The following is a 13,424-nucleotide window of genomic DNA, read 5'->3' on the forward strand; positions in this document are numbered from 1 at the left end:
GGACCGCATGAATGCGGAACTCCAACAAGGCGAACGGGTTTTTGCGCGAAGCGCTTTGGAGTGCGGTGCGTCCCCGCACCGCTTTCGACCGGTCAGCGACAGCCGCACGCCCGGCAGTCACCCGACGGCCGGAGCTCTTCCGCACGCTCGAAAGCATCGGGAGGGCGTGAGTGGAAGTGGTGGGAAAACCAGACAACCATCTGTCATTGGACCGCATGAATGCGGAACTCCAACAAGGCGAACGGGTTTTTGCGCGAAGCGCTTTGGAGTGCGGTGCGTCCCCGCACCGCTTTCGAACGGTCAGCGGTAGCCGCACGCCCGGCAGTCATCCGACGGCCGGAGCTCTTCCGCACGTTCGAAAGCATCGGGAGGGCGTGAGTGGACGTGGTGGGAAAAACAGACAACCGTCTGTCATTGGACCGCATGAATGCGGAACTCCAGCAAGGCGAACGGTTTTTTGCGCGAAGCGCTTTGGAGTGCGGTGCGTCCCCGCGTCCCCGCACCGCTTTCGAACGGTCAGCGACAGCCGCACGCCCGGCAGTCATCCGACGGCCGGAGCTCTTCCGCACGCTCGAAAGCATCGGGAGGGCGTGAGTGGACGTGGTGGGAAAAACAGACAACCGTCTGTCATTGGACCGCATGAATGCGGAACTCCAACAAGGCGAACGGGGTTTTGCGCGAAGCGCTTTGGAGTGCGGTGCGTCCCCGCACCGCTTTCGAACGGTCAGCGACAGCCACCCGCCCGGCAGTCGTCCAACAGCCGAAGCTCTTCCGCACGCTCGAAAGCATCGGGAGGGCGTGAGTGGAAGTGGTGGGAAAAACAGGCAACCGTCTGTCATTGCGAGGACGGAGGAACGACTGACGCGGCAATCCACGTTCCGGGAAAGAGGCGCGGGTCGCTCTTTCGTGGATTGCATCGTCGGCGGAGCCTCCTCGCAATGACACGACGGTGATCCCACCACTTCTGATTCCACTCGCATCGGGATTGAGGAAAAAATAGATGTTGTTTCGATCCGCAAAAATCGTCATGATCGGCTTAATCTTGCCCGTATTGGCAGGAGAAAGCATGGCAGGATCAAAGATGATACTTTACGCCGAAGACGATCCGGATGAGGCGTTTTTATTCGAAATGGCCTTGAAACGCGCCAAAATCGGGACGCGGATCGAGATCGTCGACGACGGTCAGGTCGCCATCGATTGGCTGGCAGGCGAAGGGTCGTTCAGCGACCGGACCAAACATCCGTTGCCCTCCGCCTTGGTTCTGGATTTGAAGATGCCGAGGAAAAACGGCTTCCAGGTTCTGGAATGGGTCCGCTCCCGGGAAGATTTTCGGGACCTGCCGGTGATCGTTCTAAGTTCGTCGGCCGAAGCCCGCGATGTGTCGCGCGCCATGGAGCTCGGAGCAAACCGTTACATCGAAAAATCGGTTTCTTCCAACGAGATCATCGAATGCCTGAAGAGGCTCTCCGATTGAGCGATCGGCTCAATCCGGTCGACGCAACTCGATCCAGAAATCGCTTCCTTTTCCCTCGACCGAATCGACTCCGGCCCGGCCTCCCATTCGTTCGACCACCTTGCGCACGATCGCCAAGCCGACACCCGTCCCCGGATAACACTCGGCTTTGTGGAGCCGGGCAAACACCGTGAAGATTTCTTCCTGATGATCCGCGGCGATGCCGATGCCGTTGTCCCTCACCCAAAACCGGACGCATCCCTCCCGCTCCTCGGCTTCCAGCCTGATCCGCGGGGGGCGGCCGGGATGGGTAAATTTCAAGGCGTTGGAGAGGAGATTGGTGATCACGGTTTTCAGTGAAGCCCCGTGACCCAAGACTTCGAAATCGAGGTTTCCAAGGGAAAGGATCGTATCGGTCAGATCGAACGCCATTTCCTCCCGGATCTCCGCCACCAGTTTCCGCAGCGAGAGCGGGGCCAGGACGATCTCGCCCCGGGTCAGACGGGCGTAAGTCAACAGATCGCGGACGAGACCGTCCAGGCGGCCCGCGGCCGCGATGATCCGTTCTGCGTAATTCCGCCCGGTCGAATCGAGGCAATCCCCGTATTCGTGGAGCAATGCGGTGGCGAATCCGTGCTGAGCCCGCAAGGGTGCCCGCAAGTCGTGCGCGATCGTGTAGCAAAACGCCTCCAATTGCTCGTTGGTTTCCAACAAGGAGCGGGTCCGTTCCTCGACCTGTTGCTCGAGTTGGGCAAGAATTCGCTCCCGTTCTTCATGCAGGGCGCGCACTTGATACTGGCGCCGCCGGGAACCGAGGCAGACGTGGGTCGCGTTCAACAGGGTGGCCGCGGGAAACGGGCGGTGAAGAACCGTCACGTTCCCCACCCCGCTGGAGGCGATCAATCGACGCAAGGCATTGGCGGAATGCTGACCGCCGCTGGTGATCACACACAGGGGAATTTCCGACCAATGCGGCTGGCGCGCGATCTGCTCGATGAGGGCATCCATCGTCTCGCGCCCCAAGGCTTCCTCGGCGAGAATGATAACGGCGCACCCCTCCTCCATTTTCCGGGTGAGCTCGTCGGTGGAATCGCATCCTTCCGCCGCAATCCCGTCGGCTTGAAGAAAACGGCACGCCAATTCGGCGTCGCGCCCGGTGGGAGCGAAAACCAAAACCCGCTCATCCAGGGAGACGGGCAGCGGAGCGATTTGAGAGGGAGGGATCAATCAATGTCCTCGTCGAATGTATCGCCCAACGTAGGCACGCCGGTCAAAATCCCCTGGAAGGCCCGGAGCGGTTCGCCCACCACGAGCCCTTCCTTTTCAACCTTCAATTCCCGGATCGAGCGTTCGTGGCTCCCGCTTCGTTTCTTAATCACCGACACTGCTTGCTTCAGTTCACCTCTCGCTTCGAAAAAGCGATGAAGGACAACGCAATCGGCCAGATAAGTCAGATCGACGGCGCTCCGGATCGAACCGATCAATCCTTGCTGGGCATATATCAGGATCGAAATCACTCCTTGCTGGTTCAAGAAGGCGAGCAGTTCGTGTAGCTGCAAATTGAGATACCGCTCGTCGGGCATCGCGTTGAGATAACCGTTGATACTGTCGACGATGACCATCCGGGTCGAATGCTCCTCGACCGCGATCCGAATCAAATCAGTCAACTCTCCCGGCGAAATCTCGGCCGGATCGATCTGCCTCACTTGGATCAGGCCCGCCTCGATGTGGGGCCCGATATCCATGCCCAACGCTTTGCTCCGGTCAACCAGACTCCGCAGGGTTTCGTCGAATATGAAATACGAAACACCCTCGCCCTTTTCGGCGGCGGTGCAGGCATATCGCAAGGCGAGCGTCGATTTCCCGGTCCCTGGCGGCCCCATGAACATGCTGCTGGTGCCGCGGTGCAACCCACCGCCCAACAAGGAATCGATGGCCGCGTTCCCGCTCGGGAAGATCTCGGTCGGAAAGTCCCGAAGATGCTCGGCGGCCACCAGGCGAGGGAAAATGACCACCCCTCCTTTGCGGATCGAAAAATCGTGATAGCCTTCGCGAAAATGAACCCCGCGGACCTTTTCCACGTTTAAACTCCGTCGGGAAATCCCATAGGCCGGGGAAGATTTCAGGAGAGTAATCACCCCGTGCGACAGGCTCCGTACCTGCAAATCCTTCACATCGGCGGTCAAATCGTCGAGAAACAAGGCGGTGCAGGCCCGGCCGGAAAAGAACTGTTTCAATCCCAGCATTTGTCGCCGATACCGCAAGGGCGTTTCGGCCAGCAAACGAAGTTCGGACAGCGAATCGAAGACCACCCGCTCGGGATGCCGCCGCTCCACCTCCGCCATCACCACCTGGGCGGTCTTGGTCAACTCGACTTCCGAGGGGTGGAAAAAGGTATTTTCGTTTTCCGCCCTCAGTTTTTCTTCGACCGCGGAAAGCTCGAAAATGTCCACCTTCGACAGATCCCAGCCATGGGAATCCGCCACCGCGAGCAACTCGTCCCGACTCTCGGAAAGCGTGATATAGAGGACCCGTTCTCCCCTCCGAACTCCTTCGAGAAGAAACTGAATGCCGAGGGTGGTTTTCCCAACCCCGGGGTCTCCTTCGACCAGATAAATCCGGTTTCGCGGCAATCCGCCGGGTATTACGTGGTCAAGACCGGGAACGCCGGTAGGGGCGAGCAAAGTTGATGAAGATTCGGTGTCTGAATGATCCGCCATAAGGATGAGTTGCGCAAAGATATAGCAACCTTCCCGCGCGAAGACAAGCGCAGCTGACGGATCATTTTACAAATCGTTGGGGCTATTTCATCTGGCCGATTTGTTGGAGTTCCACCTTCAGGCGGTCCCCACCTCGATCTGAAAACCGGCTGAAGCCGAAACTCCAACAGGGCAGACGCTCCACCGCAGGAAGTTCATCGGCCAGATGAAACCTGCGATCGTCACTGAGGCGGGACGCCTCACCCACTTTTAATCACTGACGGGCGTATTTCACCGAGCAACCGTAGGCGCGGGTGACCGGGTTGGCCACTTCGCGGCCGGCCCAGGAATCCTCGAGGGCGGTCAGGAAATAATATTCAGCCGTGCCGGCATCGGCGGGACGGGTCGACCGATTGGCGTCGATGGCTCCGTTATAGATCAGCTGTCCCTCCGGGCTGATCACATACATGTGGGGGGTGGTGCGGGCGCCATAGGCGCGACCGACGGTGCCTTCGGGATCGAGGAGAACGGCGGTCGGTTTAGCCTCTTTCTTTTCAGTTCGGGCGGTCGCTTCCTCAGGAGTCGAATATCCCTGGGTCCCGGGAGCGGAGGAAATAATCGACAACCAGACGACGTCTTTTTCCGCCAGTTCATTCTGCAACCGCTGCATTTCCCCGGTGCTGTAAAATTTGATCACGGCCGGGCAGTCGTGGTTCAACCACTCCAACACGACATATTTACCTTCGAATTGGGATAGCGAATAGGTTTCCCCATCGGCGGCCGGGAGTTCGAAAGCCGGAGCTTTTTCCCCGACGGTGGCTCCCACCAGGGCGGAAGCGGCGATAAGAAACGATGCGAATACGGTCGATATTGTTTTCATAGGCAAGAAAACAGAACCCCGGAAACCATCGTTAGTTGCAAAAAGAAGGCCCGAGTGACCCCATTCCTGTCTGCGAAAAAAACAGGCAGCGATGTCTGTTTCCATCCGTGATTATGCCCGGCCCCCGTTCACGAAGGGCCGGGCGTTCACAACCACCAGCAAAAAACCGTGATCAGTATTCCATCCGGTCGCCGTCCTGGCCGATTTCCCGGTCATCCTGCCGGTCATCGTCGAGGTCGCCTTCCGCCTGGTCCGCGTCTTCGTCGGCGCGATCGGCGGGAGCCCCGTATTGGATTCCGTCTTGTTCACCGGCGCGGTCGCCGGCCAGGTCGTCTTCCTGCCGGAGCCCGTCTTGGTCCTCCGTGCGGAGATCGTCCTCTTCCTCGGTGCGGAAATCTCGTTCTTCGGTCCTCACATCCTCTTCTTCGGTCCGGACTTCGTGCTCTTCGCTCCGGACGCCATATTCCTCGGTGCGGGTTTCGTGCTGTTCGGTGCGAGCTTCGGCCGCCCCGAATTGACGATCCTCGGTTTCTCCGACGCCGACTTCTCCGACCGCCCCGGCTTCACCGGTTTCGCCGACCGCGCCGGTCGCTTGATCATCCTGCCGGTCGCCCGCGGCCCCGTATTGCACGTCGGTGGAAACACGGATGTGGTTCACCACCTCCTCAGCGCCGTGACTCTTCGCCAGTTCTTCGGCCCGCTCCCGCTCTTCTTCCGACTCGACGGTGCCGGTGAGCCAGGCGACTCCGTAAACGGTGCGCGCATTGATCGAATGCTGGGCCAAAGTTTCGTCCGACTCGATGGAAGAAACAATTCGTTGGTTGATGGCTTCATCGCGGGCCTCGCCATCGTCGGTGGCGGTCACATCGATGTCGACGTCTCCTTGATGCTGATGCTGCGGCGCGCCGAACCATACTCCTTCATCGGTTCCCTCCGTATCGGCGGCGCGACGGTCCGCGGTATTGCAGCCGGTCAGCAGGAGAGCGATGGCCCCCGCCGCGACTATTGGTTTCACATGAAGTGCCAGGTTTTTCATAGTTTATTTTCGTTTTGTGTTTTTGATGCCGTTGCCCCGGTCAGAAGAGACGGAGCAGCGCTAATTCATCGATTAGGCTGCCACTATTGTAGAAATTGGGCTGGCTTTCCTCCATCAGGGAAGGCCTGTCACGATTTTCCGGCCTCGCATCAACGCAGGTCGTCAGAAACGGCAGGGGGGAATGAGGTTTGATTCGACCCTTGGAGTGGGGCGAACTCCTGCATCCACTCAGGGTCAACCGGCATCGCCGGACGCCCTTTTGCCCCCCAAACGGGTGATGGCGGCAATGATCTGCTCGGAATCTCCGGCCTTCGACAGGAACTCCGCCGCCCCCGCGTCGATCATCGATTTGGCGGTGGTTTCGTCGCTCTGCACCGAAAGACCAATGACAATGATCGCGGGCCAATGGCGGCGGATTTCGCGGATCGCCTCGATGCCATTCATCCGGGGCATGTTCAAATCCATCAACACCACGTCCGGCATCCGCTCACGGATCGCTTCGAGGGCCTCGATCCCGTCACCCGCCGCCCCAACGACCAACAGACGCGGATCCTCGTCGAGGACGTTGGCGATCCCTTCCCGCACCATCGCATGGTCGTCGACCACCAGCACCCGGATCCGGTCGTCGGTGGTGGCCAGTCCCCCGCCGGTCTTCCCGCTCCGGTTGGTGCGAAACGAAACCAGCGAAGTCCGCTCGACCTCCTCGGCCGTCTCCGGCAGCGGAACCGCGATCTCAATCCGGGTCCCCCGCCCCGGCTCCGATTCGATGGTCATGTCCCCCTCCAAGGCCGCCAATCGCTCGCGGATACTGAACAGACCGAATCCTTCGCTTTGCCGCCGCGAGGCGACCAGTTCGATGTCAAACCCCCGGCCTTCATCGGAGACGAGCACGCGGAGACAATTTTCGACCTGCCAAACCTTGACCTCGGCCCGGTCGACCAAGGCATATTTGGCGACGTTGAACAGTAATTCACGGATACACTCGAACACGAGCGCCTTGACGTCGTCGTTCAACGGACTTTCGAGATCTTCGTTTAAAATGGTCACGTCGATCCCGTGCCGCTCCTTCATTTCGGAAGCAAGCCAATGGAGGGCGGGCAGCAATCCGCCCTCGTACAGCGCGGGAGGCCGGAGTTGGCGAGTGAGATCCCGCGCCGCCTCGGCCGCTTCGCGGATCCAGCGCCCGGCCCGGTCGGCCGCCTGTCTTCCTGTATCATCGGAAACATGACGGGCGATCAAATCCATCTGCATATTGGCGGCGACGAGAAACTGCTGGAGCTCGTCGTGCAACAGGGCGGCCAGACGTTTCCGTTCCCGTTGCTCGGCTGAGGCGAGTTCCGCCGCGAGATTGCGCAAACGGTCGGTTTGTTCCTGCAACTCGACGGTTCGGTCGGCGACCCTGGCTTCGAGGCTCTCGCTCAATTGCCGCAATTCCCGTTCGCTTTTCTTGATTTTCAATTGCGCCCGGACATGGGAGGAAACATCGATGAAATAACAGACCACTCCGAAACGTCCGGCGGGCAATGCAACCCGATGGATTTCCCATTCGTAATACTCGATCTCCTTCCCGCCGCTAAGATTGCCCCGATATGTCGGGGCCATGTGAGACTCCCCCGTCTCCAGGGTGTCGCGGAACTTCCTGACGATATCGGCGATTTCCTCCTGCGGCAGAATCCGTTGAAAGAGTTCGTCGATCTTCATCCCGATCGGTTGCGCGACCGCCGAAAACAAGACCTTCGCCTTTTCGTTGAATTCCTTGATCCGCAAGTCGGGGTCGAGCAAATACATTCCGATCGGGGCGTGGGCGATCAACGCCGAGCGTTGAGCTTCGGTGCGGAGAAGCCGCTCTTCCGCCCGCCCCCGCCGGATCGCGTTCCAGGTCCGATTCGCCGCCTCCTGGATCAAATTGACCTCGGCGTCGGTCCACGTCCGCGGCGCGGTCTGGTGGACAAAAAGGACCCCGGCGAGCCGCCCTTTGGACATGATCGGCAAATTCACCGCGGACCGGATTCCATACTGCTCCTTCCCGTCAGCGAAGCCATCCCCCCGTTTCTCCAGGTAAACCCGGAGGTCGTCGATCCGGGTGGTCTCGCCATTCAGCAATTTCTCGACGATCGTTTCCCCGAAATCCTCCAGTCGGTGCTCCCCTGCCATCGACGGCAATTCCGGGACGCGCCACTCGCCATCGATCACCCATCTGCTTCCGTCGGAGTTCATCTCCGCATACCCGACTCGGTCCGCCTTCAACTCCTCCCCCAACATCCGGGTGACGACGGCCATGATCTCCAGCGGTTCGGAGCGTTTCCGCAAGGTGTCGCTCAAGGAAAGAAGAAACGATTGCCGCCGATCCGCCAAAACCTGTTCGGTGGTCTCGTTGACAATGTTCAAGACGCCGACGACGCGGTTGCTTTCGTCGCGCACCGGACTGAACGAGACGTCGACCCAAATTTCTTCCGGATATCCGTAGCGGGTGACCGTGAACGACCGATTTCGGAACCGCGCCGCCTTCCCCGCCATCACCTCTTCGACGGCCGACTCCAGGAAGTCGGTTGCCTCCGGCCACATCTCCACGGGCGACAGCCCCAACGATTCCGGTTTCTCCCCGAGCAACTCATGGTAAGCGTCGTTATAAATCGCACTCTGGTCCTTCCCCCAAAAGAGAACGCACGGAAATCCGACCTCCAACACCATTCCAACCGTGGTCCGCAACAAAGGCGACCAGTCTTCCAGCGGACCAAGGGAAGTTTGAGACCAGTCCTTGCAACGGATGCGATCCCCCATTTCGCCGCCCCCCGTCAAAAACGCATGACTCTCTTCCGTCCCCATTTAATCGTGTCAAACCTAGTAAAAAACGCCCTTCCCGGAGCACCCCTCCGTGAAGTCGCGTAACCGAAGATAAACGCCCCAAGGGCGATACGTCAATTCCGCACGCTGAGGGCTTTTTCGACACAAGCGATCTGCGTCGCCAGATCCTCCGCAAGGGATTACCGCAGATGGGCGCAGACGACCGCAGATAGCGCCACGATCAGCTGAGCCGTCCCGGCTCCATGCCGAGCCCCAGCCCAGGCAACCACGCCAAAGTACAAATCGCAGATGAGCGCGGATTTCCGCCGCAGAAGATAACCGGATGATTTAACGCGAACCCAAAACGCTCAAAGATCAACTCCAAAATAGGTTGGAATAATGCCTAGCGGCCTCACCCGTAACAATCTCATAGATATTCCATTCGCAATATGCTAACTTAAAAAAATGCAAATTCCTTTTAGATTCCGAAATCTCAACCGGACCAGCCAAAACATCCAGCTTATCTGGAACAACATCATGCACATAACTGTGTGACAATAATGCAATGACGGGAATCCCTTGCTCCAATGCCTCATATCCGGTCCCACTTGAATATGTAACCACGACATCGCAATAATCGAAATATGTCCGACTTGGTTCCTCCACAAATCGACAATTTAATTCTTCACAATCCTTCCTCAAGCCCACCAACATTTCTTTGGAATTACGAATCTTCCAATTATCTTCCATACTCGGCCAAAAATAATGAGGATGAGGGACCACTATAATTTCGCAATCTGGGCGAAACTCACGAATCATTTTCAAATCATCACGACACCGAGCCATTTGATCTATTCCGTTCAACGCAAGATCACCATGAATTTGCAAGACATATAAGATTGATCGGGACATTGTATCCTCTCTCATCGGCATCAAGGCTCGCCCTGTTTTTTCCAAAAGCTCAAAATACCTATCTCCGGACATTTTATCAGGAAACACAAAATTTCCCCAATTAAACCTTGCCGCGCAGTTTAAGGCTATTCTGTAATACTTATCCTTATCGTAAACATGCGAAGGAAACTTAAATATCGATCGAGTAATCAGCGGAGTTTCAAATGAAAATCTAACAACGTTTTCATTCCCATTCGGGGAAAAATCCCCTCCCCACAAACATTCAATCCGAAATTCATCCCTTAACAACAGGGGGAACTTATTTACAAAGAAAGAAAACAATACACCAAACCTATCTACCTTCATTTTACCCATAAATTTTAAAACATTCCTCTCGACCACAATCACCAAATATTGGTGACGACCGGACCTCTACAATCATGCCATCAAATTTTTCGAAAAAAATAATTTTTATGTGCATCCTCCAATCCATAGGTAAACTCCGGCACATCATAAAAATCCCAATCCTCGTCCGCGCCGCATCCACGGCGAAAAGTCCCTTGTATCTATCGGGACCTGACGAGCGAGCAACGCGGCAAGAGCTTCATCGCGATTTCGGCCTATCGACAGAAAAGACTTCCCTATCGCAATCACCGGCTTTCCAATCAACCCAGCCTCAAGCAAAACTGTCGAATTAATGCCGTAGACAAGGTTGGCCCCGCAAATAAGATCCTTCAAATCACCATCTCCTTCATCATCTATCCCCAAATCAGCATAGGATTTGGGATCCTTCGGATGTCTCCGGAAAATCACACGCATCTCCGAACCACTGAATTGCTCTTGAGTAAATCTAATAAACTGCCCCATCCATTTAAATGGAGACCATTCCATCTGAGTATCCGCAGACAGCTGCAAAGGCACCAAAACATACCCACCTAAATAAAGAGACCGTCCTTCCCGATATTTCACACGGGCCTTCGCCAATCGATCAAAATCGGATGACTCAAGCCAAAAAAGTGGATCACTATGAAGCGAACAATTCCCATTTGTTCCCTGGCTATCGAAATAGAGAAATTGGCTCTGAGGAAACCAAGCAACCTCAACTCGAACAATTCGAATGCGATTCTTTCTCAAACATTCCATCAACCCACTTACTTCTGCATACTCGCCATTCCACACATACGCAATATTCAAATCCTTGAGATGTCTTTCCACCTCACCAGTATGAAAGCTACAGAAATCAACGTCGTCGCCTCGACTCTGATGAAACGCCTTCAGATTAGCTAGCATTCGACGGACCGTATGATGTCCTTCCCAAGTAAAAAATCGAACCTTCTTCTTCACTACATAGTCTTCTCTATCTACCCTATTCGATCAACATCCACCTTAACACGATTCCGTCCAGATATCGGAGGTAGGATCATTTGATTGATTCCCTTAAGAACTCTAATCCTCGCCCCTTCCCCATCCACGGAGAAAATTCATTCGTGTCGATCGGCACCTGACGAGCCAGCAATGCCGCAAGAGCCTCGTCACGATTTCGACCAATCGACAGAAAGGACTTCCCGATGGCTATCACCGGCTTTCCAATCAATGCCGCCTCAAGCAATACAGTCGAATTGATGCCATAAACAAAATCCGCACCGCAAATCAAAGCCTTAATATCTCCGCTCCCTTCATCACCCACGCCTAAGTCAGTATAGCTATTGCGATCCCTCGGATGGGGGCGGAAAACCAACCGTTTCCCTGAATCCTTAAACCGTCGTCGCGTAGATTTAATAAATTTACTCATCACCTTGAATGGCGACCATTGCATTTGAGTATCCCCCGATAGCTGCAAGGGAATTAATACATATCCACCCGAATGGAGTGAATGCCCCCCACGATACTCCACACGCGCCTTCGCCAATCGATCAAAATCGGACGACTCAAGCCAAAGAAGGGGATCACTATGAAGCGAACAGTTTCCGTTCGTTCCTTGTCCATCGAAATATAAATACTGACTCTGGGGAAACCAGCCATGTTCAACCCGTACAATTCTAGCACCAACTGTTTTTAATGCCTTGATCAAACTTTGGATAAGTGGCTGTTCGCCATTCCATACGTAAGCGATGTCCAAATCATTCAAATCCTGACTGACGGAAATCTTTCGAAAATCCGGCCAGTCAAAATCATCACCACGCTCAGTATGAAACTGTTTAATATTCGCAAGCCTTTCCCGAGCGTCATTATGTGTTTGCAATGAAAAAAGCCGAACCTTCATAATATCATCGTGTTATTGAGCGCATTTATCATCAAAGGACCGAACACCTTCGCCAAATTTATCCTTATATTCATCAAAGATCTGTAGTGCCTCCTCCGCACTGATCGCACTAATCTCGACGACTTCCCGATCCTTCATTTCAACCATGTCAAACGTAATCCTGTCGTGCCAAAGAACCGGAACTGCACCCGGGATTCCGTGACACTCATCACAAAGCATTTGCGCGATCCGCGAAACTCCCTCTCGTAAAGCTCGGGGGTCGTCAACCGACATAAACAACTGCCGCAATCCATTGTCTTGCCCAGTCACCGAATCACGCCAATGGCCGTTGTGCCACCCCATTTCCCGAAGTTCCTCCAGTACGTCCCGCGCGGCTTTCAAGACCACAACGATTGCCTTCGACTCTTCATCGCCAACAGAACAGTGAATACCCCTAGGCACTTGTTTGAGAGCCTCGTCAACCGTTCCAGCCTCAATCTCAATTACCTTTCCACGAACGAGAGCTCGAATCATGCCAAAAGATACATCAGGATGCCATATCGTACAAATCGCCGTTGGAACCATTGAGACAACCTCCCACTGAATTCTGTGAATCCAATCCTTTAGCCGTCTCGCCAATGTCTGTTCCGAGGTCTTATCCTTGAAGATATTGGCCAATTCTATATCAATTCCTGTCCTAGCATCGAGCCGATGTCCCCCGTGAAACCCCATGCTTCTCAAACCATCCATAACCGCCCGAGGGCCTCGCAACAGGATCACTGGTTCCGTGCCCTGCGGTGCCCGCCAGAATTTAGCCGGATTAACTCCACCTGAAATGTCACTCCTGCCCTCTGACTGACCGACCAAAAAGGGATCCGGCGCATATGTGTTAAATTTCCCCATGCATGGCCCCATAATCCAATCGCAATGAACGTTGGCGCTTGCCCATGCTAAGTAAAGAGCCTTCATCACTGCCACACCACGAAGGACATAGCAATGGGTTCGGTGTATTCCCCCGCCATTCCCCGGACGTACCACCCCTTCAGCGACAGGCATTGGCTGGGAATTGACGTGCTGCCCTCCCAACATAAGGCACTGCCAGTCATTCGGAACTTTCTCCAGAAACCTACCCAGGTCATTTCTGAATGTTGGAGAAAACACGGCATCATCCTCCAGTACCATAACGGTCTCGCTTTGATTCACAAGGGCGGACTCCAAAATGTTCATGTGAGACCTCAAGCATCCATAGCTTCCCGCTCCCGTCTGCCAGAATTTTGGAATACCGACTCTCTCCCCGTCAATCGCTTGAAATACCCGAGGACGGGCAAACGGCCAATCAGTCTTCTCAATCTCATCCCAGAACCTTCTCAAGCGATCCGGTCGCCGTTTAAGATTAATCACCCAAACCTCTTCAATTTGTGTCACATCAATTCCCTTTC

The 13,424-nt window shown here is 55.3% G+C and carries 11 protein-coding genes; 1 reads left to right on the plus strand and 10 read right to left on the minus strand.

Features of this window, described 5'->3' with window-relative positions; genetic code table 11:
- Window positions 1-627: 627 nt before the first annotated feature.
- Complete coding sequence (locus ACWUI2_RS03565; protein ID WP_486981491.1) at window positions 628-1,068, minus strand: hypothetical protein; 441 nt, start codon at window positions 1,066-1,068, stop codon at window positions 628-630.
- On the opposite strand from ACWUI2_RS03565, the gene ACWUI2_RS03570 reads away from it, so the two are divergent.
- Window positions 1,067-1,474, plus strand: coding sequence for a response regulator (locus ACWUI2_RS03570; protein ID WP_486981492.1), 408 nt, complete (start codon window positions 1,067-1,069; stop codon window positions 1,472-1,474). The two genes, ACWUI2_RS03565 and ACWUI2_RS03570, sit on opposite strands and share 2 nt — an antisense overlap.
- Window positions 1,475-1,483: 9 nt before the next feature.
- Here ACWUI2_RS03570 and ACWUI2_RS03575 read toward each other — a convergent pair whose 3' ends face one another.
- From ACWUI2_RS03575 to ACWUI2_RS03615, 9 genes are all read right to left on the minus strand, one after another.
- Window positions 1,484-2,680, minus strand: coding sequence for a sensor histidine kinase (locus ACWUI2_RS03575; RefSeq protein WP_486981493.1), 1,197 nt, complete (start codon window positions 2,678-2,680; stop codon window positions 1,484-1,486).
- Window positions 2,677-4,173 (minus strand): ATPase domain-containing protein, encoded by a 1,497-nt coding sequence (locus tag ACWUI2_RS03580; RefSeq protein WP_486981494.1) that lies wholly within the window; start codon window positions 4,171-4,173, stop codon window positions 2,677-2,679. Before ACWUI2_RS03580 ends, ACWUI2_RS03575 begins: the two co-directional genes overlap by 4 nt.
- A 253-nt stretch (window positions 4,174-4,426) precedes the next feature.
- Window positions 4,427-5,032: a thioredoxin family protein gene (locus ACWUI2_RS03585; RefSeq protein ID WP_486981495.1), complete on the minus strand. Its 606-nt coding sequence runs from the start codon at window positions 5,030-5,032 to the stop codon at window positions 4,427-4,429.
- A 172-nt stretch (window positions 5,033-5,204) separates the two neighbouring features.
- On the minus strand, window positions 5,205-6,068 hold the full coding sequence (locus ACWUI2_RS03590) for a BON domain-containing protein (RefSeq protein WP_486981496.1): 864 nt from the start codon (window positions 6,066-6,068) through the stop codon (window positions 5,205-5,207).
- A 234-nt stretch (window positions 6,069-6,302) separates the two neighbouring features.
- A complete protein-coding gene (locus ACWUI2_RS03595) occupies window positions 6,303-8,894 on the minus strand; it encodes a response regulator (RefSeq protein ID WP_486981497.1) in 2,592 nt (863 codons plus the stop codon).
- Between the two features lie 333 nt (window positions 8,895-9,227).
- Complete coding sequence (locus ACWUI2_RS03600; protein ID WP_486981498.1) at window positions 9,228-10,118, minus strand: capsular polysaccharide export protein, LipB/KpsS family; 891 nt, start codon at window positions 10,116-10,118, stop codon at window positions 9,228-9,230.
- A gap of 135 nt (window positions 10,119-10,253) precedes the next feature.
- A complete protein-coding gene (locus ACWUI2_RS03605) occupies window positions 10,254-11,087 on the minus strand; it encodes a hypothetical protein (RefSeq protein WP_486981499.1) in 834 nt (277 codons plus the stop codon).
- 76 nt (window positions 11,088-11,163) lie between these two features.
- Entirely contained in the window at window positions 11,164-12,006 is an 843-nt protein-coding gene (locus ACWUI2_RS03610) for a hypothetical protein (RefSeq protein WP_486981500.1), read from the minus strand.
- A gap of 12 nt (window positions 12,007-12,018) precedes the next feature.
- A complete protein-coding gene (locus ACWUI2_RS03615) occupies window positions 12,019-13,410 on the minus strand; it encodes a glycosyltransferase family 25 protein (RefSeq protein ID WP_486981501.1) in 1,392 nt (463 codons plus the stop codon).
- Window positions 13,411-13,424 lie beyond the last annotated feature (14 nt).

The sequence above is a fragment of the Verruconatronum alginivorum genome (assembly GCF_056590205.1).

What these genes read in the sequence shown, in the direction of transcription:
- ACWUI2_RS03570 (WP_486981492.1), top strand. Translation starts at nt 1,067, where the DNA reads ATGGCAGGATCAAAGATGATACTTTACGCCGAAGACGATCCGGATGAG.
- ACWUI2_RS03565 (WP_486981491.1), bottom strand. Translation starts at nt 1,068, where the DNA reads ATGCTTTCTCCTGCCAATACGGGCAAGATTAAGCCGATCATGACGATT.
- ACWUI2_RS03580 (WP_486981494.1), bottom strand. Translation starts at nt 4,173, where the DNA reads ATGGCGGATCATTCAGACACCGAATCTTCATCAACTTTGCTCGCCCCT.
- ACWUI2_RS03585 (WP_486981495.1), bottom strand. Translation starts at nt 5,032, where the DNA reads ATGAAAACAATATCGACCGTATTCGCATCGTTTCTTATCGCCGCTTCC.
- ACWUI2_RS03590 (WP_486981496.1), bottom strand. Translation starts at nt 6,068, where the DNA reads ATGAAAAACCTGGCACTTCATGTGAAACCAATAGTCGCGGCGGGGGCC.
- ACWUI2_RS03595 (WP_486981497.1), bottom strand. Translation starts at nt 8,894, where the DNA reads ATGGGGACGGAAGAGAGTCATGCGTTTTTGACGGGGGGCGGCGAAATG.
- ACWUI2_RS03600 (WP_486981498.1), bottom strand. Translation starts at nt 10,118, where the DNA reads ATGGGTAAAATGAAGGTAGATAGGTTTGGTGTATTGTTTTCTTTCTTT.
- ACWUI2_RS03610 (WP_486981500.1), bottom strand. Translation starts at nt 12,006, where the DNA reads ATGAAGGTTCGGCTTTTTTCATTGCAAACACATAATGACGCTCGGGAA.